This is a genomic window from Pseudobacillus sp. FSL P4-0506, assembly GCF_038003025.1.
Lineage (GTDB): Bacteria > Bacillota > Bacilli > Bacillales > Domibacillaceae > Pseudobacillus.
This window is the reverse complement of the sequence record NZ_JBBOOI010000001.1, coordinates 2648764-2671835: the sequence shown is the minus strand read 5'-3', so window position 1 is coordinate 2671835 and position 23072 is coordinate 2648764. Positions and strand designations below refer to the sequence as shown.

The window sequence follows — 23072 nt, the reverse complement described above, 5'->3', positions numbered from 1 at the left end:
TCCTGAATGAAAAAATTTTTCAATCGTAAAACTCCATATGCTTTTTTTCCTCTTTATAATAACGAAGTCTATCTTGTAAAGTGCCTGTATGAAGTTCAAATTTATGCCCATCGGGATCAGTAAAGTAGATAGACTTTTTATCTTTTTCGTCCCTGGAGCGCCCTGACAAAATATTTACGTGTAACTTCTCTAATTTCTCGTACATATTATCGTAATCCTCTTCTTTGATTGAAAAGGCAGTATGGGTATAGGACTGGCTGATTTCATTGCGAGGGATATTTTCTTCTACATTGAGCGCCAGCCACATGCCATCTAAATCAAAATAAGCTGTACTTCTCCCCTTTACTAGCAGCTTTGCACCAAATACGTTTTGATAAAACTGAATGGACCTGTCCAAATTGGAAACAGAAAACAACAAGTGATTAAGGCCTTTTACTGACAATTGTCTTACCTCTGTTGTGCATTCTGATAAAAGCTAAAAACTTATTCGCTTTATTTGTTTGACTTGCACAATCTCATCGTTATGTATTTAATTATTGAATCCGTTATCCTTCTTAACGTCTATTTCACTTTAAGCAACCTATCGCTTCTTTGAAGGACTCTTCCCTGCATTTTCACTCCTATGCTAATTTTAGCTTACCTAACGATCCAGAGGAAATAAAAAATAAAAAGCAATCTTATAATGAAGACTGCTTTTTATTTTCAACAACTTCTACAAAATAAAAGAATGGAAAATGAAAACTGCCGTTTAGCGGAGCTAGTCCAGAAGCCTTAAGCTCTTTTTACATTCAGCCTACAATGTATTATTTATTTTCTGCTTATACAAGTTGAGAGAACCATTACCGTAATCGGTTTTCATTAAAGAACAGATCTGATAGTTGACGGCTATCCGCTTCTTACCCCGTACAGAATACATCCTACACCAAGAAAGACCCAGAAGATTGTTTGAAATGATATCCGATCGGTCAATCCCAACAGACCAATGGATGTAGTGGCAATTAAAATAATCGGTCCTACCAAGGCGAGTGAACTGTTCAGAATCAAAGCTTTTTCAATATCGTTAAATCTAAGCATTAAAAAAGCAGCGAAAATTTCAATTCCACCCGATAATATTCTCAATAAAGCCATACCCATTACCGCTTTTTCTATAAATGTAAACATACGCTCCTCCAGTAAAAACCATTCTTTTTACAATTTATATGCAGCAATATAAGAAAGCAGGACAAGGCTCATCATTTTTTTAAACATTTTGCTTTCATCATACGATGGATTCGGTCACTTACTTTATTCGCTCATGAATTTCCCGATGAAATTTCCTTATTTTTGTTAATAGCCTGCTCTTATATTTGCTGCATAACTAAAAACTCCAACTGCCGTTAAGAGCCTCCCTAGGCTTTCACCCTGTCATTTGATCACTCTCCACATATGATGTAGGGAAATTGACCCTACGATAAAAGGAGAATGAAGAACATGAATCCATATTATTACCCTCCTGGCTTTGTGCCTCAGTCAGCTGATTATTATTCGGATTATTCCTATATGCCTCTTGAAGAAGAGTATGATGATGTGAGCAGACAGCCTTCTGCATTGGAGAGAAGAGTGACCGCTTTGGAACGCCAAAACGAGCGGCAGGTAGCAGAGATAACTCGGCTGAGCCGGGAAATTACACGGATCAACCGCGAAATTACACGTCTTAACCAGAATGATGAACGTCACACGAGGCGCTTAAACAGATTAAACCAACGATTACGCGCAGTAGAGAACCGTCTTAACATTCCTTTTGCTGCAATGGAAGACGGCTTCTAACAAAAAAGCAAGCTGGGAGCAAAAAGAGTCCCAGCTTGCTTTTTTTATTTAATGATTCTTTTCGCGCCTATATAACGGTTCTTCCAATAGGAGGTGTTCATCTTTACTTCTTTTACGCCTTTAGATGTAGCTCCTACAAACTTGCCATTCCCTGTATAAATCGCAACAAAAGAAACTTTTCCTTTCGCTCCTGTTGCATAGAACACCAAGTCGCCAAATTGTAAATCTTTCTGTTTGACTGCTTTTCCTGTTTTAAATTGAGCAGCACTTGTTCTTGGAATGTTCATTTGAGTAGCAGCTTCCTTATACACATACTGTGTAAAGCTTCCGGCATCAAACCCTTTGGGAGAGGTGCCTCCATACTTGTAAGGAGCCCCTATTAGTGTTTGTGCCGTTGCTGCTGCTTCTTCTCCATAATTAATGGTGGCCGATGCTTGATTGACTGGCTCGCAGGCAAAGAAAAAAGCAAAGGATAGCAGCATAAATACTGGGACAAACCACCTCGAAATTGATAAATGCCTGTTCAATTAACCTACCCCCTGATTGCAAAGATTGTACACGAAATTAAATATATGCTGGTTTGTGTTTAATATTCCCAGATCGAAGCATAATAAAAAAGCAGATAGGAAATCTGCTTTTTTATCAGACGGATTCAACGAATGGCTTCTTCTTTAACTGCTTCAGCATTTGTTTTGAGAGCGCTTCGTATCCGAGAGAATTTGGATGTACACCATCAGATGAAAGATATTGCAAATGATGGCCATTAAGCACTTTTGTTGTCTCTAGAACAATCGAATGATTGTAATGGCGGGCTACCTCATAAATTTTCACATTCCATTTTGGAAGAAGTTGATCAGCTACTTTATAAAGTTCGTGATCCGGATTTAGAGGATTGTACATCTCCAAAAAAACAATGGTTGCTGAAGGATTTTCTTTCTTGATCCTTTCACTTATCGCCTTTAAGTTGTCCGTGAATGTCTTTCTCATAGAGTCAAAATTAGCTACAACGTTTTTATAATCACCTTGATAAAGAGTCTCCAAAATATCGTTGCCGCCGACATTAATTGTAATCAAATCTGCCTTTTTAATTTGGTCATCAAAGGTGCCTCTTTGTACAAGTGTGTTTAAATTTGTACTGTTAATTCCAAGGATCCCTTCGTTTTCCAGAATGACCGTTTTTCCTGTTTGCTCTTCGAAACGGCGGGAAAAATAATCGACGAAGCTTTCTTCATTCTCTGAGCCAAAACCCGCAATGATCGAGTCACCAATGGCAAGGTGAGTTAAACTCTCTTTATCAACATTGCTATAATAGTCAACGTAAGAAAGAGCAGCTTGAGCAGACGTAGGGGCAGATTCTTCCTTCATTTGCTGGATCTTGTAAGTAGGATAGTAAAGCCAAAGGGATACAGCAATGACAGCAACAATGAGAACAGAGACGGTATATTTAAATAAACGCTTCATTTTTCGCTCCTTTGCTCCTTCTAGATATTCTTTTATGTACGCTTATTTTTCATTTATTCATCAACAGAGAGGAAATTCAGTAGTAAGTGTAGACGAATCTTATAATAATCATACCTGTATTTTCAAGCAAAAAAACCTGGTATGCGGCTATAAGCAAGTTTTATGTTAAAATAAAACGTACTCATATTACTTTCAAAGGACGGATTGTTAATGGACATTACACATCATACGGTTGAACTGCTTGAAGATCCATTCGGGCTGCTCGATGGGGAAAGATTTGAATTTCATTTATATGCAAAGGTAGACGAAGAGGATGAGTTATACTCAGAATCTGGTTTCTATATTCGTGTGCTTTATTTGGTAAATGGAGATGAGGAAAAGATCATTCATTATCACTTACACGATCGGGCAACAGGAGAAGTTTTGGATTTTGAACTTGAAGAGGACGAAGAAGCGCTTGTGGCAGCTTATTGCCGGGATCATCTTCCTGACGAAACCGAAGAGGCCGAATAACAGACAAAGCCCCGCTGCATGAATACTCACTGCCTGCGGGGTTTAACTTATTTCTTCAGTTAATGTCTCCGTAATAATCACACCCTCTATTTTATTTCGCTCTTCATGTACTCCTGCAGCTGCTCTTCTGTTAAATGCTTAACAAAATGGTAAAAGCTAATGGATTCCATTTCATAATTTTCACAGCTTTCCATGTAATATTCATAAGCCTCTCGATACATTTCCATATTTTCCACCTCCCTCCTGTTATATAACAAATATATTTTTTATACAAATAATATATAACAGATAGAAAAACATGTCAATATCTTGCTTTTGTTTTACCCTGAATATTCAGAAAATAACCTAAAAAAGTCAATCAGCGATTGAACCTTCTATTCTGTGCAATTGTTCCTTTTTTCCAGTGCTGCCAGTAAAATTAGCGGCTCACTCAATTAAAGGAACGATAACATCATCGTCTGCTTCAATTGAGTGAGCCGCCTCTTCTGCCTCCATTAACTTTTCTTGTAGGTTTCCTATACTGCGAATGGTTAGATGGATTTTTTTCATTTATTTAGCCGTTCAAAGGCTTGTCTTACTATATACTAGCTATTCATCGCCAAGCCATTCTCTTAAAGAATTTAAGAAGAATGGAGACTACTCATTATAATTCGTCAAACCCGTTCGCTTCACTTGTCTTCGTATAGGCACGGGATTTTTGTTCAAAAAAGTCTGTCTTCCCGAAATCTACTTCCTGATAAGCAATAATCCAGCGCATTGGGTTTGTCCGGTAGCCTTCAAACGGCGCTGTGAAACCTAACTGTTCAGCACGTTTATTGGCCATGAACTTAATATAGCTTTCCAGCTCGCTCATTTGAATTCCATCTATCTTATGGCCAATGATTGAGTTTCCCCACTCAATTTCAAGTTCAGCGGCCTGTCGGAATGCCTCCTTTCCGTAGAGATGTAATTCTTCTGTATCATACTCGGGATGTTCACTTAGCACTTCTTTAAAAATCTTTTCAAATAATCCGACATGAAGTTGCTCATCCCGATTGATATAATTAATCATTGTGCTCGTTGCAATCATTTTTTGATTGCGGGCCAAATTGTAGAAAAAAGCAAATCCAGAGTAAAAGAAAAGGCCTTCTAATATCACATCATAAATAATCGATTTCAGAAAGTTTTCGACGGTTGGTTCATGAGAAAAGGCTTCATACCCTTTTGTCACAAACTCATTGCGTTCCTGAAGAATCGGTTCGGTCCGCCAAAAATCAAATACTTGATCTTGCGTCTCTTTATCCGCCACACTCGATAACACGTAGCTGTAAGAATGATTATGAATCACTTCCTGCTGAGCAAGAATAATCATTAACGCATGCAAGCTGGAATCTGTTAAATAGTCTGCCGCTCTGCCAGCATAATCGGTTTGAATACTATCAAGCAAAGCAAGCAAACCGATAATCTTTAAAAATGCATTTCTTTCATCAGGAGACAGCTCGCTAAATTGCTGGCGGTCTTTCGTCATATTGATTTCAAATGGTGTCCAAAAGTTCGCAAGCATTCTCTTATATTTTGGATAAGCCCAGCTAAAGCGCACATCGTCCCAGTTTAAAATATTTGAGCTTTTCCCGTTCACAATCCCTGTAGAACGGTTTGGTGCACTATGATCAATGATTTCTCTTTTTTTAAGTTTCATACTCATTCTCCCCCTTATGAATGACAGCTTTCACAGTCTTCAATATCAGAAGCGGTCGACCGCACATAATAAGTTGTTTTTAACCCTGAATCCCACGCATCCAAATGCAGATCAAGCAGCGCTTTTGCCTTAATGTCGTTCCGCACATATAAGTTAAAGGAGACGGCCTGGTCAATATGGCGCTGGCGCTTGGCGTTCTGGCGAATGCTCCAATGCTGATCAATTAAGTAAACTGTTTTATAGTACCAGGTCGTCTTAGCCGACAAGTCCGGAGCAGTCACTGGGATTTTATAATTTTTCTTCTCTTCCATATATTCTTTACGGAAAACCGGGTCAATTCCGGCTGTTGAACCGGCAATCAAAGCAGTGGATGAATTCGGCGCCACTGCCAGCAAATATCCATTCCTCATGCCTGATCTTTTCACTTTTTCCTTTAACTCTTGCCATTTCGTCCCACTGTAACCTCTTTGCTCAAAGTAGACGCCGCTCTCCCACTCTGATCCTGCAAATACCGGGTAAGCCCCTTTTTCGGCTGCAAGCTCCGCACTTGCCTCAATAGTTAAGAACGCGAGCTGCTCGTACAGCTCATCGCAATAACTGACTGCTTCGTCCGATTCCCAGCTTAATCCCTTCAAAGCGAGCAGGTGCTGCCAGCCAAACGTGCCGAGCCCAATTCCCCTATATTTCTTGTTCGTCAGCTGTGCCTGTAGCACTGGGATACTGTTCATTTCAATCACGTTATCAAGCATTCTTACCTGAATCGGAATTAAGCGCTCAAGCACTTCATCCATAACAGCGCGGGCCAAAGAAACAGATGACAAATTACATACAACATAATCGCCTGGGTCCTTCGTAATCATGATTTTTCCGTCTTCCGTCTTTTCTTCGATCACAACAGTCGGACTCATATTTTGGCAGATTTCCGTACAGAGATTGCTCGCATAAATCATGCCGGCATGCTTATTCGGATTCGCCCGGTTGACGGTATCCCTGTAAAACATATAAGGGGTGCCTGTTTCAAGCTGGGAAATCATAATAGCTTTCATAATCTCAATAGCCGGCACGGTTTTTTTGCTGAGCGCTGGATGAGCCGCACACTCTTTATACCGGTTTCTAAATGTACCTGCTCCTCTTTTTTCATCAAATGAGTCTTCAAGCGAGTAGCCCATTACCTTCCTTACCTCATGCGGGTCAAATAAATGCCATTCTTCCCTGTTATCAACAGCTTCCATAAACAAATCCGGTATCGTTATACCGGTAAACAAATCATGTGTTCGGCGGCGTTCATCTCCGTTATTCAAACGGGTTTCTAAAAAGGAAAAAATGTCTTTATGCCAGACATCGAGATAAACAGCGATCGCCCCCTGACGCTGTCCGAGCTGATCGACAGAAACGGCCGTATTATTGAGCTGTTTCATCCATGGAATCACGCCGGAGCTGACATTTTTGAATCCTTTAATGTCACTGCCCTGGCTGCGAATTTTCCCTAAGTAAATGCCCAGGCCCCCTCCATTTTTGCTCAAATTGGCAGCGTCCGTATTGGCATCAAAGATCCCTTGCAGGCTGTCGTCCACCGTATCGATAAAGCAGCTTGACAGCTGGCCGTATGATTTCCCGGCATTGGCAAGTGTTGGCGTAGCTGTTGTCATATATAAATTAGAAAGAGCCCAATATGCTTCTTTTACGTATTGGAGACGTACCGATTGAGGTTCGTTCATCATTAACGTCATCGCAATAATGAGCCATCTTTCCTGCGGAAGCTCTGCTGGCTGCTTGTCGAGCGTATGAGCTAAATATCTTTCGCTCAATGTAACAATTCCGATGTATGTAAATAAGTGATCTTTATCAGGATCAATGATGGTGCTTAACTCATTAATCTCCGCTTCCGTATAAGCTGTCGTTAACTGCGGATTGTATATTCCTTCTTTCAGCAGAAGGTGAATAAGGTTCAAGAAGCTGCCATACCTATTGGTGTTTTCCCCACGTGTTATAGCTGCTTGCTTATATAATTGTTGTAAATACAGACGGGCAGCTACAAATGTCCAATCCGGTTCTTCACTTGTGATCCGCTCCACGGCTGAATGTAAAAGCAGCTGCTGAACCTGCTCATTTGTCCATCCCTCTCTCGTATCCAAAGTTACCCTTACTTTTTTCTTGTAGCTTGCCAGTTCAATAGAGGGGAATTCTTTTTGAATTTCACTGAACGCCTCTTCTGCCACACTTTGTACTGTTTGAATCATATTTGTTCCTCCTAAACGATAAGTAGTTTAGAAAGAGATTTTTTTGTCCATAAAAAAACCATCTTTCTAGATGAAAGATGGGATAAGAGCGAAGAAATAAAAGTTTAATGAAAAATGGGACAGACCTGCTCCTAAGCATCATCAAAAGAGCTTGTCTGAACGAAAGACATTTTTATTTTCTCCGCGCTTTCTTCCCAACTCCCGAAGAAGAGTACACGCAGTAAAAAGGCAGGTCTCCTGGCTTGTGCTTCTTCCTTCCACATTCCTTCCCATCTATTAGACAGTGGATTGATCTGCGGTCGTTCACACTTACAGTTGCGGGGACAGCTTCGGTATTTCACCGAATTCCCTATTAAGCTGTGACAGCACCTTTTTACTAAATATTGATTTAATTAAAGCATTACCACTAAATGTTGTGTCCGGATTAGTATAACAATGAAAATTCTCCTGTGCAAGCCTTGATTTATTTTTCTGTCCTTATTTAATTTAAAATGATTAATTCATCCTGACCAGAAGGATCAACGGCTTGCGGAATCACAGCGGTTGTTTTTAAAAAGGTTTTATTTGTATCACTGGTAGGTGGATGTTCAAGGTCAATTTCCAGCGAGAAAGGAATCGTTAGCTTTTCTTTAGGCTGGATTTCACGTTGAATCGGGATAAGAATTTCTTTTACATCTTTGTCATGGTATGCAAAATCACTGTCTTCGCGAACTTCATCCATTTGCAGATGCAAAGAAACAATGAGTGCATCAATTGGTTCCGCAGCCCGGCCGCCATTAATCAATACTGTTCCTTCAATTTTATCCCCTCTGTGGTAAGCCTCTTTTTGAAGAGCTGTATCAATCGCTACTCCGCCAATTCCAATACTGGATAAAATATGTTTCCACATGAAACTTCTCCTTTCTTTTAGTTAGTATTAGTTTAATATTCCCCGAGGCTCGCTCCTTAATCTTAACCAAATAGGATGGTTTTGAATTTGAATTTTACACATAAATAAATAAAAACATACTTTTTAAAAAGTATGTTTTACCTTGTGGACTTTGTCTGCCAACTGAAAAATATGTACAGTTGTGATCGCAAATAGATTAATAATTTAATGGATGTTTCTCTTTTTAAACCGTCCACCGCGCACTTCCGAAATATCTGCAATGGCCAGGAAAGCCGAAGCATCGATCTCCTCCACGATTGTGGTTAATTTAGATTCTTCCAAACGGGTAATGATGCAAAATATAACCTTTTTGTCATCACCTGTATAAGCGCCCTCTCCATGTAAATAAGTGACGCCTCTTCCTAATCGGCTATTAATGGCATCGCCTATCTCTCTTGCTTCATCGCTAATAATCCATGCCGATTTTGATTCTTCCATCCCGGCAACGACAATATCGATCGCTTTAGCAGCTACCACATAAGCTAGGATAGAATACATCGCACGATCCCACGTGTAGACAAACCCTGCAGAGCTAAGTATAAATAAGTTAATGAACATGACAATTTCACCAACAGAAAAAGGGACTTTTTTGCTTATCACAATTGAAAGTACTTCAGTCCCATCTAGCGCCCCGCCATTTCGGATGACCATCCCAACCCCAACACCTAGAAAAATCCCTCCAAAAATTGTGGCCAGAAGGATATCCTCAGTAAACGGCATAATCGGGTGAAAAAATGTGGCGAAGACAGATAGCATAATAATCCCATATACAGTCGATATGGCAAAAGTTTTCCCAAATTGCTTATATCCCAAGTATACAAACGGTAAATTTAAGATAAAAAGAAAGATACCAAGTTTTACTCCTGTAATGTGGGAAAGCATAATGGAAATACCTGTCACCCCACCATCAATTACCTGGTTGGGAACTAAAAAGATCTCTAATCCAACAGCCATGAGCAAGGCGCCAACTGTAATAAAAACAGCCCTCTGAATCACTTTCAAACGCGATAATTTCTTATGTTGCTTTTTTACCAATAACTCGTCCGTCAAAAAACCACACCTTTACTCATACTTATTTATTTTTAGTATATCTTAATTCCTGCTTAAGAAAAATAACTTTCAATTAGGAAAAGCCTTAAAATAAAAAAATTATCCCTTCCATAGCTGTGCACTATAAAGCTTTTTCCACTTTTTATTATAATGTTTCATTTTCTGAATGGACAGGAAAAAACCTCACTGCATAGTGAGGTCTACAATTACGTAAGAAGGCTATTCAAGTATGTAGCAGCCTTCTGAACAGGCACTTTTCAGGGAGATTCTTTAGTGAACAGATGTATATGCCCGGCTATTAAGCGGGACCTTTTTGCTGCTGTAAAAAAGTAGCGACAGTACTCCTAAGACTACTCAAACCGCCAGACAATCCTTTACTTCATCGGAAAGCTTTTTCGTTTGAATGCAACTTGTTCCTTGCATGCCTTTCACTTTCACCCCTTAAGATTTTTGAGTAATAGGATTTAACATAATTTGATCGATCTTATTCATTTTTCTTGCTTCAAATACTTTGCTTAAATGAACAAATAAAGGGGAACAATAGATTTTGCGCAGGTATTTAGGTGAATGAAGGAGGATGAAAAGTGGATAAGGATATAAATTACGGAAGTGATTACAAATATATTCCAACAACTTCTATAGGCAGTGGAGTGGGTATTGAGGTACTGCCAGACTTATTTTGTCATACTGTCCAAATCGTCAATATTCATTTAGTTGGAAATCCTAGGATGAGGGACTTCGTATTAGTTGATACAGGAATGCCTGAGTCGGCAAATGAAATTATTTCTGTTATCGAAGAACGCTTTGGGGCAAGCAGCCGGCCACAGGCAATCATTTTGACACATGGCCATTTTGATCATGTCGGGGCTGTTATTGACCTGGTTAAGCATTGGGAAGTTCCTGTCTATGCACACGAGTTGGAAATTCCTTTTCTCACAGGCCAAAAAAGTTATCCAGAACCGGACCCGACGGTTGAAGGCGGTATGGTGGCAAAAATGTCTCCTATGTTTCCGAATGAGCCGATTGATTTAGGAGATAATGTAAAACCACTGCCTCCTGATGGAGCCGTTCCTCATATGCCGGATTTTAAATGGATTCACACACCCGGACATGCACCTGGACATGTTTCCTTATTTAGAGAAAAAGACCGAGCATTAATCGCAGGGGACGCGTTCGTTACTGTTAAGCAAGAATATCTTTATAAAGTTTTAACACAAGAACAGGAAATCAGCGGGCCTCCGAGGTACCTCACAACAGATTGGAAAACAGCCAAGGAATCAGTCATTAAGTTAGAAGCATTAGAGCCAACTGTTGCTGTTACCGGTCATGGATTACCTATGTCTGGCGAGTTGTTGACAAACAGTTTGCAAAAGCTTGTTAAAGAATTTGACCAAATTGCTATACCTGATTACGGGAAATATGTAGACAAAAACACCCATTGATTATCTGCAAGAGAATGGTGTTAATAAAAATCTTAACTCGAGAACAGGCTGTCGATAGACGGTCTCAGTTTGTCGGCAAAAGTGGTTCGAAATAAGATCGTTCCAAACCACTTTTGATTCTTCGTTAGTTTTCAAGCCATTCAGGAGAAAGATAGACTTCTCTGAGTTTATCTTAAAGCAGGCATCGTTGTACGGCTATTCTAACTTTGCAAACCCTGTTGATTGGAATGGAAGGCGGCGCAAAGACTCCTGCGGGATTAGCGAGACAAGTGAGACCCCGCAGGCGCTTACGCGGCGAGGAGGCTCACCGCGTAAGCGCCTGGAATAGAAATCAACAGCCTCCATTCACAAGCAAAATAAAAAGGACTGTCAATAGACAGTCTATTTTTATCGCTTTGAGTACCATAACTCAGGCGTATAAAAAACTTTTCTAAACTTCTATTTCTGCATCTAAGCCGCAGCCTTGTTCCAACAGCAAATTCTCTAGTACTTACGCCTTTTAGTGAGCCCCCTCTACTCTTCCCTTTTTATTGTACATAGGCATATTTCTATACAAGACTCTTCCAATATAATGAAAATAAAAAGCCTGCTTAATAAGGGCAAACTTTTTCACCATTTTCTTGGTTAATCTATGAAGTACACCCTCATCATTTTCCCGGGATATTTTCTAGCCAATTGTCATCCCATTGAAAAGATAAATCCGCTGTCATTCCCTGTACAAATAATGATTTAGGGTAAGGTAAGGCAAGTCCTGGCATGTCACTTGCATCAAAATAACGCAATTCCACAGTTTCATCGTCTACTGGACCAAGCCTCCCTTGATAAATCATACATTCAAATACGAATATAATATATTCCACTTGATCACCATTAGGGTACTTATAGCGAAATTCTTCTCCACCAAATACGCCTAATAGTTTTTTGGGTACAACGGTTAGACCGGTTTCTTCCCATACTTCTCGAATCACAGCTTGCGCTGGTACCTCTCCAGGCTCAATGGCTCCAGCAGGAAGACTCCACTTTTCCCCATTTCTTTTGTTTTGAAATAAAATTTCACCTGAATCATTTCGAACAATCGCTGCTACACTTGGCATGAATATCAATTCATTACCTACCTTTTCACGCAGCCTTTTATAATAATTAGACATCCCCATCTACCTTGCCACCTTCATTTGTTTCCTAAGTACACTTCTATTTTATTGATTGGCGATGTTAAATTTCGTTGATTGATTAAAAAATGAAAGACCTTTGATTAGGAAGGTCCTTTTAAAAGAGATAGTTAGTAGATATAATGAAGTATTTTTTGATAAGCAAAGGGTAATACGGAAGCTATTATAACACCGATTAAAATGGAAGAAGCTGAAAAAGCAATGAATTTTCGAGTTGATATTTCCTTCCTCTTATAAGCGATAATAAATACCTTCACCATGTAAAAGACAGTAATAAATATAATGATAGCTGAAAATATACTCGTTAAAATGACTTCCACTGTAGACCTCCTTTCACAACGTTTTCTCAACTAAATTTTACCAGATAATTGATATAGTAGATACAAAATTAATTCTTTGTTATCAGAATTTTATACGACTAATGCTTTTATTTTTATAGAAAAGTTTAATCGAGAAACTTTCCATCCTCCTCTTTTTAACTGTTTCATTATCATCGTTTCGGTGATGAAAAACGACTAGTCATCCTCACCCCAGATCATGATTTACTGTACAAATAAAAACAAAGCTGCCCAGCATTAAGCTATGCATAAAAATTAATAAACTGAAGAAAATGATAAAGCAACAAAAATAACAATGAAAGAGAGGAAACAAAAGTGCCTAAAAAGTGGTTACATATATTACCTGCCTTTTTATTATCAGCCGTAGTACTAATGGGGTGTAACAATGATAATGATCCAGTAGAAGATGACAATGATACACAACAAACACCTCAAAATGACAATAACAATGGGAATGAGATTAATGATATAGGCCCTGACAACGAAAATGACATGAATAGGGACGATGATATCCTGCCTGATGGTGAAGGCGACAGGAACAACGAAAATGATATACTCCCTAACGGCGAAGATGACACGAACAACGGAAATGACATACTCCCCGATGGTGATAATAACCAAAACAATGAAAATAATCTGATGCCTGGGGATAACAATATGAATGAAAATGATGAAGATATCCTTGAAAACAATAGAGATACGGAAGATCTTAATAATAAGAAAAGATAAATAAATGCCTTCACAACAGAAAGGGAGCTACCTTAATGAGTATTCTTCTAAGGTAGCTCCCTAATCTATTCACTTATTTATGTCTTTGTCCCTCAGTTTTGGTCGCTTACCTTTTTGCGAAAGGCTGCATAGATAGCTATGGTAAATCCTCCTGCCATGCCTGATAGCGTATCTGTCATCGTATCTTTATTATCATCACTTTCCAAAGCCCCCATAACGGATCCAATAAACTCTATCACTTCCCAAAAAGCACTGAAGGTCACAGCGAATGTTAAGACAAATAGAAAAATCAGCCAGCGGGAAATTCTTTTTTCTGCTGATTCAGGAATGAGAAGCCTGTATAAAGCTATTGCAACAAAGGCCGTGAAAACACTTCCTCCAAAATGAAGGACGGTATCCCACCAAGAAAAACGATCGTAAAAACGTAAAATGGCACCTAGGAAAAATGAGAAAAAAAGCAAAGCATAATACCCTATAATCAACGGCAAGCTAAAAGGAATCCTTTTTAAAAATAAAAGAAGGACAGGCAGAAAACCAATCACAATTCTCCCCAGCATGTCTGTCCATTTAGGGGAAGATCCATTTAAATGTTGTAAGAAGAAAGCGAATGCTATCAAGACAGCAAAACCTATGCTTAATATCAATATGGCTTTCTTTTTCATATTTATCGCCTCATTTGTCAAAGTTCTTATCATTTACTTGTTCCTCATATTTATAAACATTGTTCTATATGTATTGTTAAATTGCCCGCTTATCCTAAAAAAATACAGACGATTACATTCAATGTATTGCCGTAGAGGTAGCTATAACACTTTTCATATATGTTGGATATTTTTCAAATACACAATCTCACATTTTTCTTCTTATTTTAAAACTATTGCTCAAATGTCGGGAAGAATCATGTTATATATTTGGACATAAAAAGAGCACCTTCTATTCGGACGCTGGATCACTTTTTGAAATCCAATTGAACCATTCCATCAAAGAATTGATTTATAGTTAACCTCACAAATAAGTCGTTCAGCTTTCCAATATCCATCTCATATCTAATCATCCTCAATTTCTTTTTGTTTAAAAAAAAGAAACGATTTTCTCTTCCTAACCCATACGTTAAACTAACCCTTGGATTTCAAAGGAAAGTAATCCAATCGGACAGAAATAATAAAATTATTTAAGTACTCTATTTTTTAATCATGTAGAATTATGCAACAAAACCTTGAAAAGTGGATATTGATTGTTAAAATGTTAGTAATAGACAGATGGAAAGGAAACGTTAATTAATTTAGTACGTTAAAGGTAATTATCAAATGAATTTTACAGATGCAGATTACGAATGGTTTAAATTTATCAATGATCAAGTTCAGCGCTATCAATTGCTAGACAACATCATGATTTTCTTTGCTGAGTATGTTCAATATGCTTTTGGTTTACTAATTATAATGTTATGGCTACTAAACAAAAGTAATTTTCGCATAATAGCCTTTCAAGCTATGTTTGCATTTGCCTTAGGATTTTCAATAAACAGACTTATTGAAGTATTCATCTATAGAGATCGGCCTTTTATATCGCATAACATTATTCAACTCGTAGACCATTCTGCTAACTCCTCTTTCCCGAGTGACCATGCTACTTCCGCAATAGTAATTGCTGTTACTCTATGGCTGTCATCCTATCGCTTTAAACATATTTGGTTTGCTCTCGCTGTAGGTGTAGCTTTCTCTAGGGTATGGGTGGGAGTACATTATCCACTTGATGTAATGGCTGGATTTATAAATGGCTTATTAATCGCTTTGTTTACACACTATATTTTATTTAAAGCACCACCAATAACTAAGCTAATCCAAAGACCCCTCTTTCAAGGCCAGGGTAAAATGAGAGATTGTTGAATTATCAGCTCAAGATAGCGATTGCTGTAAGTGTGGAATGAAGAGGAAAATAAAAACCCTATTGCAAATAGGGTTTTTATTTTGTATACAGAAGAAGCACCGCAAAGAAAATACTCGGTCTATATAAGACTTATTTTGCCTTTTTATCATCCATCTTTTTAATCAAGTCTGTAAACTCTTTTAAATACTCATCAGTAGTAATGATCCCTTTATGAGATAAAACATTAATCAATGCCACTACACTTGCTGAATGAACCTCATCACTATTTAAATATTTGATGTTTCAAAGGCACTATTCCAATCTTTTTTTGCAAGTTATCAACCACCTTTTAATAATTCACTTATTCCTGTTCATACTCTTCTATGCACGTAATCCCTTCCGATGTTAACTCCGGACCCTTCTCCCCATCACTCGTGCCATCAATTTGGACTAGATAGTTCTTTTTAATGGTGTCTATTTCAGCTTCAAATTGCTCCTGATTCATCGAAAAGTCACTCCAGTGAAGTTGCTTTCCATTCTGAATTTCTTTAAGAATCTCGTAGGTGAATTCGTCTCTTTCCATATTGCCTCCTCTGTGTTATCGCCCTGGAAAACTAGTTCGTTGTCTGCTAATTTGCTTACCAATTCCCTGCAAACACTTGGACCAAACGCTTCGATAACAACTAGAGGAAATTAATCCCTCCTCTCTTTTCTTAAATACTCCTTCTCTTGTATGTTCCTCTATTAGCACCCATAAGGCTCTTTCGGATCACTTCTCATTTTCAACAGAAGCAGCAGCTGGCGACAGTCGGTCGTTTTGTAAAAGAATCTCACAATCTAGCCAACTAACTGACTGATAATGGAAAAATAAAAAGGTACCCAAAACGTCACCCTGTTTGTTCGATTATTGGACGGAATTTGTCCGTTTTTGTTCCGTTCTTCCTCTAAAACAATTATTAAGGAAAAGTAACCATAAAACTATTCAACCTGCTATTTATTAGTGTGTTTTTTCTCAGCCGCCAGTGCATCTGCTTTCGTTTTATGAACAGTACCAAATGGATGCTCAGGTGGCGCATAGATCGAGTAAAGCTTCATTGGCTTATTTCCAGTATTGATGACATTGTGCCATGTCCCTGCTGGTATCATAATTGCGTAATCCTCATGCACTCTTTCTTCAAAATACAAATTATCTTTAGTATTTCCTGCCTGAACCATTCCTTGCCCTTCTTCAATGCGCAAAAACTGGTCAACTGTCGGATGAACTTCTAATCCGATGTCTTTTCCCACTCCAATACTCATCAGAGTTACTTGTAGATTTTTCCCTGTCCATAGGGCCGTACGAAATGTGTTGTTTTGGTTAGTGGCCTTATCAATGTTTACAACAAATGGTTGGGTTCCATAATCTTTTAATACAAAGCTTCCTTTACCTTTTAAAGGCTGTGGAGAAGCAAATCGGTTTCCATGCTTCATCTCATTAGGCATGGGCCAATAAGCCGACTGTCTTCTCTGGTTATCTATCAGCGGGTTAACATAGTAAGGATGTGGATGTGGATGTGGATATTGATACATATAAGGAACGTAATACATCACTTTCATCCCTTTCATCAATTTATAGAATTATCCTATGCACCATATTTAGGGAGTGTACTTTGATTTATGGTGACTTATTTAAAGGAATCCTCTATTAGCCCCAAAAACCCCCTCCCATTCAATGGCTCGATTGCGTAATAATGAAATACGCTTTTTCAAATAACTGTTATTCTCTGTTTGAACGATAAGCGCCCAACGGTATCTCCTTGGCCCTCATAATCAAGTTTTGTCTTTCTTTTTCATTTATATCTATAAAAAGATTTAATTGTTTTGCATTCCTCCCCTTCCTATAAAATAAAAAAAGACACCAAACCATAAAACAGCTGCATACTGCCTTAATGGTTTGGTACCCTCGCTTTTTCCGTTAATCTCTATAGTAAGCTGTTATATTTTCAATGAACTATAATCTTAATAAAATTTGATTCTCACCTCCCCACACTTCTTACATTCGTAAACTTTCCCTCTCACTTTCGTATCATCAATACGTAAAGCCCATGAATGCCTGCAAAATATCTTTCTTAGCACCTTAACTACCCCTTCTGCACGCTACACATTTAAGTAGGAGCACGCAAATGCCAGTTGCTAACTCCAAATTTTTAACACATTCCTTATTTTCCCATTACAACCAATTACATTCAAGGGATTTTTAACCTATCTCTCATTCGTCTATCACTTGTTATTCGTCCAACAAATGCATCAAATAGCAGCCTGGCCAGACATCCGAACCCGTTGTCTTTTATCACATGAAGCACCGTCCTAGCTGCCTTTGATTTCTGTCTGACTATAAGGTTAGAATCTTTCATTAGGACACTCCCGACCTCTTATAATTGAAGTGTTAATGCTTTCCAGAGGCTGAGAGCTTTCCTGTTGTATATTTTTATTTGAATTGGAAATACTGGTTAAAGAGTCACCTGTTCGTTCCCCCAGAACATATACAGGTTAATAAGTCTGCCAGGAGATTTTCCTGGCTTTTTTATATTCTTCTTTTCAATATCCTTTTCGCCTGAAGCATCCAGACGACAAATCATCATGTATAACGAGTATCTGCTCGCAAGATGACTTGGGTACATTGGATGAGTTTCATGGCTAATAAAACTCACGAGAACGACTAAAAAATCCTTCACGATTGCCACAAGAGATCGTCATTAGATTACAAATCAATCCCCTTCTCAGTAAACACCGACTATAAAACCTCGATCAAGCAATCTGCAAGCGTGTTTTTATTAATGTGTTATAAAAAAATGCCGTGCTACTAAGAAAAAATTACAAACTACATACTCCTTCTTATATGGAGAGCGTAGAGGAAAAGCGCTTGGTTTAACGTACAATGACATTGATTTTGAGAGAAAAACACGTACAGTTAACAAACTACGAGATGAAAAAAATACCAGATCGCCGAAAACTAAAAAATAGTTATCGAACAATACTGGTAGACGACATTTTATTAAAACAGCTGAAAACGCATCGAGCTTGGTGTATTCAAACAACATTCCGTTATGGTTCTAGCTTAAAGGGTGAAGATTTTATTTTTATTTTCTATAGAACTGCTCAACTAATACGAAGCCGTACCATAAAGTTCTGTTTTGACCATATAATGAACGAGCGGGTTAGCACCAGTTACAGCTTATGGGCTACACTATTTTAATAAGATCCGCTTATTCCAGTCAAAATCACCGCTGAACGTTTAGAAAACACTCCAGAGGTGGATTAAGTTAAAAGAAAAGCCCGTCCAAGCATTCAACAGCATGATCAATATGTAATATTGGGGAACTCTGGGGGAGTTTTTAACCTCTCCCTCAATCCCTTTTATAGCCCGGGTTCTCCCGCCTTAAAACTCTTTATTAAACAATGGCTGAAACCATTTAATGCCTCTTTTATTAGCCGGCCATACTTTCATATCTGCTACTAAATGGCTCATGTAAGCGATCGAAGCAGCCAAAAAGCTGCCTTCAATTCCTACACTTTGTTGGAATTGCCACGCTATCCCTGCAAAACAGGCAGCTCCTATTAAAGAGTGAGTTAATGAACGGTGAGATAAAAATGAAGAAACAATAATAAACCCGCTTAACAACAACAGCCAAAAAATATCGGCATACCAAGCGGCCACACCTAATCCTGCTCCTGTTATAAAGAGCATCGTACGCTGCTTAATAAACAATCTAGGCAATATCGTCAAGCAAAGACCAACGATGAAGCCAGCCGACTGAACAAAACCGCTCAGCATTACGTAGCTATAGCCAATTAGAAGCAGGCCAGCTGCTGCAAAAAACAAGATCAGCCACTTTTTTGATATAGTAATTCGATTGGACAGCTTTCCATTTACGTCAAGGTCAGGTGCAAGACCAGCTACTGCCCCAATGCCAACTAATGCAGCTGTAGTAAGAGGATCCGTATGTAAATAAACAGCTGTTGCTAATCCGGAGCCTCCTCCGATAGCCAAATGAGCCGATCCTTTCATCTGTTTCCATCCTTTTCTTTTTCTCCATTATAACAAACAAACGTTCTTAATCCTATAAAAAAATGAACGGTAATGATCTTATCTACTCTAAATAACTCCCCCTCTTTCTCTTTAACTGTTTGTCTATTTCACCTCACGCTCTCGCCCTTCAGATCGAACGATAGCAGCTAGCAAACCCTACATCCATACATAACTAGATAAGGATCTCCTTTAGTTTTGCAAACAAAAAAACCCTGCGAGTAAACACAGGGTTAAGCATTCGTGTGCCGCTCAATCACTTGAAGAAGCCAGTCCTGCACACTTTCAATATATTCACCGGAAATATCAAGCTCTGCAAGTACAGTTCCTTTGCCGATAATTTTTAATCCTGGTACGAGAGCCGGTTTTTTCGGATTCATCGAATATACAACCGTATCTATGTGATGAATCGGAATCCGAACATTTGTGACTATACCTTTACTGATTAAAAATCCCTTATCCACTTTAATCACATTTTTCTTCCAACGATATTCCGTATCGGTAGTCGTGCATTCAATAGCAGCATCTTCATTTATGAAGGGTGTCATATATATACCTCTTTTTCACTATATATGGTCAATCACATCACCTATAACCTATCAGCTTTGAATTGCTTTGTAAACAAAAAATACCTTTCGTCAATGAATTGTAAATAATATGCTGGGATCGGCAAATATAAAACAAAAAAAAAGAGATTTTTTCAAAAAAATAAAATATAGCCCCACTATAATAAATAGCCGGGGCCTGCCTGTTCGCTCATCACATTGTTATTATATAACTTCTGCTTTTGTATACACACCTGGATTTTGCTCTTTTAATTCTCTGATTAGCATTTTAGCATTTCTCACTCTGAGAAGATAAGAAACATTTGAACGCGTATATACCGCTACACTATCGAGCCTTCCCAGAAAGGTCTCAACATTAAACCGGAAACGCGGCTTCGCTGTTTTTCCTATTTTTACAACTTCCACAATTTCTGATAATGGGATATTTACTTGATTGAATGTATCCTCTGTAATCAGCATGCCATGATCTATTTTATAGTTTGACGACTGTTTTTTCCGCTGTAAGTACAGCCCCAAAAACAGTGCACCGGTAAGAAGCAACAACAATTCCACCTTGTGACACCTCCTCTTCTTCTTCGTATGGCGCCCTTCAAACCTCATTTCTCCCGTTTCTATTACTGTACCCATTTTTCTGTTTTTTACCCGTGCGTTTCACATTCTTTGGAAAGAAAAACTTTTTTCAAAAAGTTTAAAGCAGGCAAAAAAAGATAATATCAATAGTAAGGTGTGCACGTTTTGAAAGACGCCAGGTTTAGGAGGAAAATTATGAAAAAATTAGACGAAGAAAAGTTATTAATAAGGATTACTCAATTAGAAGAGATTGTTCTCGAATTATCTGACCGAATTAGACAGATGAGCGAAGAACTTATTGAAATGAAAGAGGAAAAAATTCATTAAGAAGGGCAGTCTAAAAATTGGTGGATAACCAATTTTTAGACTGCCCTTTTCTGAATAACAGCGATGAATTTGTTTTTCTTTCGCTTAAATTACGCAGAGAGGTGCGAATGAACCTCCTTCCGCATCTCCCAACCGTGCAGCAATCGAAAGAAAGGCGGTAACACAAGACAAACAGCCAAAATTCTAAGCACTTGCACAGCAACTACAAAGGTCGAATCTGCATCAAGTACAACCGCTGTCGTGGCCATTTCAGCAATTCCCCCTGGTGCAAAAGCGAGTGCAGCTGTTTTAAAATCTATGCCTGTCACAAGAGAAACAAGGTACGCACAGGCAAACATCACACCAATCAGCCCAATGGTACTGATCAAGCCGACAATCAGCGTCTGCTTCAGTCCGATAAACATTTTCTTATGAAAACGGACTCCAATCGATACGGCAATCAAAATTTGTGACAAAACGATCAAGTTGTGCGGCCAGTAGGCTACCATATTATGACCGGCATAGGAAGAACTGAATGATTGAACAATTGCCACAGCTGTCATGCTTCCCAGAAGCCAAGGTGCCGGGAATTTTAAATATTTCCCGATATGATAACCGCCCCATCCTGTCAGAGCTAATACGGCTGTCCACAGCAATTGACTTGGTTCAAATCCCAGTGAAGTCTGTTGCACAGCCGCTGCGCTAGCTGGATGTATCGTCCAAAGTGAAACGAACACCGGAATAATTAAAATCACTAAAAACACACGCATGGTCTGAATAATGCTCACCACTGCAGTGTTGGCACCTACTTCTTCCGCCAGTGCCGGCATAGCTGACAATCCGCCAGGCGCTGTGCCAAAAAAGCTTGTGAGCATATCTGAGCGGCTAAATTTCCATAAACTAAGACCGGAAAGTAATGAGAAAACAACTGATAATCCGATCATAAGAGTAATAACGATCCAATGAGACTGAAAAGCAGTTAACACCGACAGGTTAATCTTTTGACCCAATTGAATGCCCAATATTAACTGTCCTATATATAACCAGCTTTTAGGGATGTCTTTTGCTCCTGAAATTTGCGGAAAAGCAAAAGAAATAAAAGCGGCCGCAAGCAAAGTTCCTAACATCCAACCAATTGACAAACCAGTCAATGATAACAATAGCCCGCCAAGGCTGCTTACTAGTAGGACGACCCATTTGTTTACTTTCATCCGATCCTCTTCTTTCTTTTCTTGTTGTCTATAAATAAATTATACTAAGGTTAAAGAAATAAATAAAATATCGCTTTTTTATCTTTAACCATAAAATATAGTTATAGCAGAAAGGAAAAAGAGCAATGGATGAAAGAGATTGGCGCGTCTTACAAACATTATTTAATGAAAAAAACATGACAAAAGCGGCAAACAAGCTGTACATTTCTCAGCCGGCACTAACGAACCGTTTAAAGCAAATGGAAAAGGAATTCGGTGTGCAAATTGTCAATCGTGGACGGCGCGGTGTACAATTTACTCCCCAAGGAGAGTATCTTGCTAAATGTGCTGATGACATGCTGTTAAAGCTGCAGCATATAAAAGAGAATGTGCTGAACATGGAAAAGAAAATTACTGGCACACTCCGGCTCGGTGTCTCCACCTTTTTTACAGACTATAAACTTCCCGGGCTGCTAAAGCTCTTTAAAGATGAATACCCCGATATAGAATTTAAAGTGATGACAGGCTGGAGCAACGAAATTATTCATTTAGCTTATAACCAGGATGTACACGTTGCTTTTGTGAAAGGAGATTATAGTTGGAAAGGCGGCAAAAAACTCTTATTCGAAGAGCCAATTTATATTGCTTCCAGAGAAAAAATTACTTTGGAAGATTTGCCCGATCTGCCGCGGATCGATTATCATACAGATCAGAACTTGCGGACAGTCGTCGATAATTGGTGGGCAGAAAACTATACGAAACCGCCTCTTGTCAGTATCGATGTAGACAAAGCCGGCACAAGCAAAAATATGATGGCCAACGGCTTGGGCTATGCTATTTTGCCAGGGATGCTCTTAAGCGATTTAAAAGATGTGTATAAAATAGCCATCCACTCAAAAGATGGCCAGCCGATCATCCGAAAAACGTGGATGATTTTCCATGAAGAATCGCTCCAGCTTAACATTGTCCGGGCTTTTGTTGAATTTATGGAGCAGGTGGATTTGGAGAAAATTAACTAGCTGTCCGATGAACCGTCAAACCTATTGGCGTAAACAACTAAAAGCAGACCGCTCTGTAATAGTTCAATTACGGGGCGGTCAATGATCTTTTTGTTCAGTCCAAGTAACAGCTAATGACTTTATCCAGTCTCGTTA

Annotated in this window: 26 protein-coding genes and 1 riboswitch; of the genes, 7 read left to right on the top strand and 19 right to left on the bottom strand. The window is 38.7% G+C overall.

What is annotated here, in order from left to right:
• Positions 1-19: 19 nt before the first annotated feature.
• On the bottom strand, positions 20-442 hold the full coding sequence (fosM, locus tag MKZ02_RS13500; RefSeq protein WP_340853997.1) for a FosM family fosfomycin resistance protein: 423 nt from the start codon (positions 440-442) through the stop codon (positions 20-22).
• 443 nt (positions 443-885) lie between these two features.
• Positions 886-1161: a YqhV family protein gene (locus MKZ02_RS13495; protein WP_120031489.1), complete on the bottom strand. Its 276-nt coding sequence runs from the start codon at positions 1159-1161 to the stop codon at positions 886-888.
• Between the two features lie 309 nt (positions 1162-1470).
• Here MKZ02_RS13495 and MKZ02_RS13490 point away from each other — a divergent pair, with 309 nt between their 5' ends.
• A complete protein-coding gene (locus MKZ02_RS13490) occupies positions 1471-1806 on the top strand; it encodes a hypothetical protein (protein ID WP_120031491.1) in 336 nt (111 codons plus the stop codon).
• Between the two features lie 44 nt (positions 1807-1850).
• Here MKZ02_RS13490 and MKZ02_RS13485 read toward each other — a convergent pair whose 3' ends face one another.
• Together MKZ02_RS13485 and MKZ02_RS13480 are read right to left on the bottom strand one after the other, a co-directional pair.
• On the bottom strand, positions 1851-2333 hold the full coding sequence (locus tag MKZ02_RS13485; RefSeq protein WP_120031493.1) for a C40 family peptidase: 483 nt from the start codon (positions 2331-2333) through the stop codon (positions 1851-1853).
• 115 nt (positions 2334-2448) lie between these two features.
• Positions 2449-3267 (bottom strand): GDSL-type esterase/lipase family protein, encoded by an 819-nt coding sequence (locus MKZ02_RS13480; protein WP_120031495.1) that lies wholly within the window; start codon positions 3265-3267, stop codon positions 2449-2451.
• A gap of 210 nt (positions 3268-3477) precedes the next feature.
• On the opposite strand from MKZ02_RS13480, the gene MKZ02_RS13475 reads away from it, so the two are divergent.
• Positions 3478-3780 carry a DUF6509 family protein gene (locus MKZ02_RS13475; RefSeq protein ID WP_340853996.1) on the top strand — a complete coding sequence of 101 codons (303 nt, stop codon included), beginning with the start codon at positions 3478-3480 and terminating at the stop codon, positions 3778-3780.
• Positions 3781-3866: 86 nt separating this feature from the next.
• On the opposite strand, the gene MKZ02_RS13470 is transcribed toward MKZ02_RS13475, so the two are convergent.
• From MKZ02_RS13470 to MKZ02_RS13445, 6 genes are all read right to left on the bottom strand, one after another.
• Positions 3867-4007, bottom strand: a complete 141-nt coding sequence (locus tag MKZ02_RS13470; RefSeq protein ID WP_182916937.1) for a hypothetical protein — start codon at positions 4005-4007, stop codon at positions 3867-3869.
• A 199-nt stretch (positions 4008-4206) separates the two neighbouring features.
• Positions 4207-4329 carry a hypothetical protein gene (locus MKZ02_RS13465; RefSeq protein ID WP_340853994.1) on the bottom strand — a complete coding sequence of 41 codons (123 nt, stop codon included), beginning with the start codon at positions 4327-4329 and terminating at the stop codon, positions 4207-4209.
• Positions 4330-4423: 94 nt separating this feature from the next.
• Positions 4424-5464 carry a ribonucleotide-diphosphate reductase subunit beta gene (locus tag MKZ02_RS13460; protein ID WP_340853993.1) on the bottom strand — a complete coding sequence of 347 codons (1041 nt, stop codon included), beginning with the start codon at positions 5462-5464 and terminating at the stop codon, positions 4424-4426.
• A gap of 8 nt (positions 5465-5472) precedes the next feature.
• A complete protein-coding gene (locus MKZ02_RS13455; protein ID WP_340853992.1) occupies positions 5473-7698 on the bottom strand; it encodes a ribonucleoside-diphosphate reductase subunit alpha in 2226 nt (741 codons plus the stop codon).
• 210 nt (positions 7699-7908) lie between these two features.
• Positions 7909-8086: riboswitch (cobalamin riboswitch) on the bottom strand.
• A gap of 93 nt (positions 8087-8179) precedes the next feature.
• A complete protein-coding gene (locus MKZ02_RS13450) occupies positions 8180-8587 on the bottom strand; it encodes a sporulation protein (RefSeq protein ID WP_340853991.1) in 408 nt (135 codons plus the stop codon).
• A 204-nt stretch (positions 8588-8791) separates the two neighbouring features.
• A complete protein-coding gene (locus tag MKZ02_RS13445) occupies positions 8792-9676 on the bottom strand; it encodes a YitT family protein (protein WP_120031503.1) in 885 nt (294 codons plus the stop codon).
• A gap of 584 nt (positions 9677-10260) precedes the next feature.
• Here MKZ02_RS13445 and MKZ02_RS13440 point away from each other — a divergent pair.
• On the top strand, positions 10261-11118 hold the full coding sequence (locus MKZ02_RS13440) for an MBL fold metallo-hydrolase (RefSeq protein WP_340853989.1): 858 nt from the start codon (positions 10261-10263) through the stop codon (positions 11116-11118).
• A 647-nt stretch (positions 11119-11765) separates the two neighbouring features.
• Here the strand turns inward: MKZ02_RS13440 and MKZ02_RS13435 are convergent.
• Both MKZ02_RS13435 and MKZ02_RS13430 read right to left on the bottom strand, forming a co-directional pair.
• Positions 11766-12272 carry an NUDIX hydrolase gene (locus tag MKZ02_RS13435; protein ID WP_340853987.1) on the bottom strand — a complete coding sequence of 169 codons (507 nt, stop codon included), beginning with the start codon at positions 12270-12272 and terminating at the stop codon, positions 11766-11768.
• A gap of 125 nt (positions 12273-12397) precedes the next feature.
• Positions 12398-12607 (bottom strand): hypothetical protein, encoded by a 210-nt coding sequence (locus tag MKZ02_RS13430; protein WP_340853986.1) that lies wholly within the window; start codon positions 12605-12607, stop codon positions 12398-12400.
• Between the two features lie 333 nt (positions 12608-12940).
• Between MKZ02_RS13430 and MKZ02_RS13425 the strand changes: the two genes are divergently transcribed.
• The gene (locus MKZ02_RS13425; RefSeq protein ID WP_340853984.1) at positions 12941-13354 is read left to right on the top strand and encodes a hypothetical protein; all 414 of its coding nucleotides are present in this window, start codon (positions 12941-12943) and stop codon (positions 13352-13354) included.
• Between the two features lie 92 nt (positions 13355-13446).
• Here MKZ02_RS13425 and MKZ02_RS13420 read toward each other — a convergent pair whose 3' ends face one another.
• Complete coding sequence (locus MKZ02_RS13420) at positions 13447-14016, bottom strand: membrane-spanning protein (protein WP_340853982.1); 570 nt, start codon at positions 14014-14016, stop codon at positions 13447-13449.
• A 645-nt stretch (positions 14017-14661) separates the two neighbouring features.
• On the opposite strand from MKZ02_RS13420, the gene MKZ02_RS13415 reads away from it, so the two are divergent.
• Positions 14662-15240: an undecaprenyl-diphosphatase gene (locus MKZ02_RS13415; RefSeq protein WP_340853981.1), complete on the top strand. Its 579-nt coding sequence runs from the start codon at positions 14662-14664 to the stop codon at positions 15238-15240.
• A 341-nt stretch (positions 15241-15581) separates the two neighbouring features.
• On the opposite strand, the gene MKZ02_RS13410 is transcribed toward MKZ02_RS13415, so the two are convergent.
• The 5 genes from MKZ02_RS13410 to MKZ02_RS13390 form a co-directional block, all read right to left on the bottom strand.
• On the bottom strand, positions 15582-15803 hold the full coding sequence (locus MKZ02_RS13410; protein ID WP_340853979.1) for a hypothetical protein: 222 nt from the start codon (positions 15801-15803) through the stop codon (positions 15582-15584).
• Between the two features lie 407 nt (positions 15804-16210).
• On the bottom strand, positions 16211-16807 hold the full coding sequence (locus MKZ02_RS13405) for a cupin domain-containing protein (protein WP_340856401.1): 597 nt from the start codon (positions 16805-16807) through the stop codon (positions 16211-16213).
• Positions 16808-18638: 1831 nt separating this feature from the next.
• Positions 18639-19268, bottom strand: a complete 630-nt coding sequence (locus MKZ02_RS13400; protein ID WP_340853977.1) for a metal-dependent hydrolase — start codon at positions 19266-19268, stop codon at positions 18639-18641.
• Positions 19269-19519: 251 nt separating this feature from the next.
• A complete protein-coding gene (locus MKZ02_RS13395) occupies positions 19520-19834 on the bottom strand; it encodes a hypothetical protein (RefSeq protein WP_120031521.1) in 315 nt (104 codons plus the stop codon).
• Positions 19835-20056: 222 nt separating this feature from the next.
• Complete coding sequence (locus tag MKZ02_RS13390) at positions 20057-20404, bottom strand: hypothetical protein (protein WP_120031524.1); 348 nt, start codon at positions 20402-20404, stop codon at positions 20057-20059.
• A 213-nt stretch (positions 20405-20617) separates the two neighbouring features.
• Here MKZ02_RS13390 and MKZ02_RS13385 point away from each other — a divergent pair, with 213 nt between their 5' ends.
• Positions 20618-20749: a hypothetical protein gene (locus MKZ02_RS13385; protein WP_259455538.1), complete on the top strand. Its 132-nt coding sequence runs from the start codon at positions 20618-20620 to the stop codon at positions 20747-20749.
• An 89-nt stretch (positions 20750-20838) separates the two neighbouring features.
• Here the strand turns inward: MKZ02_RS13385 and MKZ02_RS13380 are convergent, their stop codons facing one another.
• Positions 20839-21939 carry an AbrB family transcriptional regulator gene (locus MKZ02_RS13380; RefSeq protein WP_120031526.1) on the bottom strand — a complete coding sequence of 367 codons (1101 nt, stop codon included), beginning with the start codon at positions 21937-21939 and terminating at the stop codon, positions 20839-20841.
• A 125-nt stretch (positions 21940-22064) separates the two neighbouring features.
• On the opposite strand from MKZ02_RS13380, the gene MKZ02_RS13375 reads away from it, so the two are divergent.
• A complete protein-coding gene (locus tag MKZ02_RS13375; RefSeq protein ID WP_340853975.1) occupies positions 22065-22937 on the top strand; it encodes a LysR family transcriptional regulator in 873 nt (290 codons plus the stop codon).
• The last annotated feature ends 135 nt before the right edge of the window (positions 22938-23072 follow it).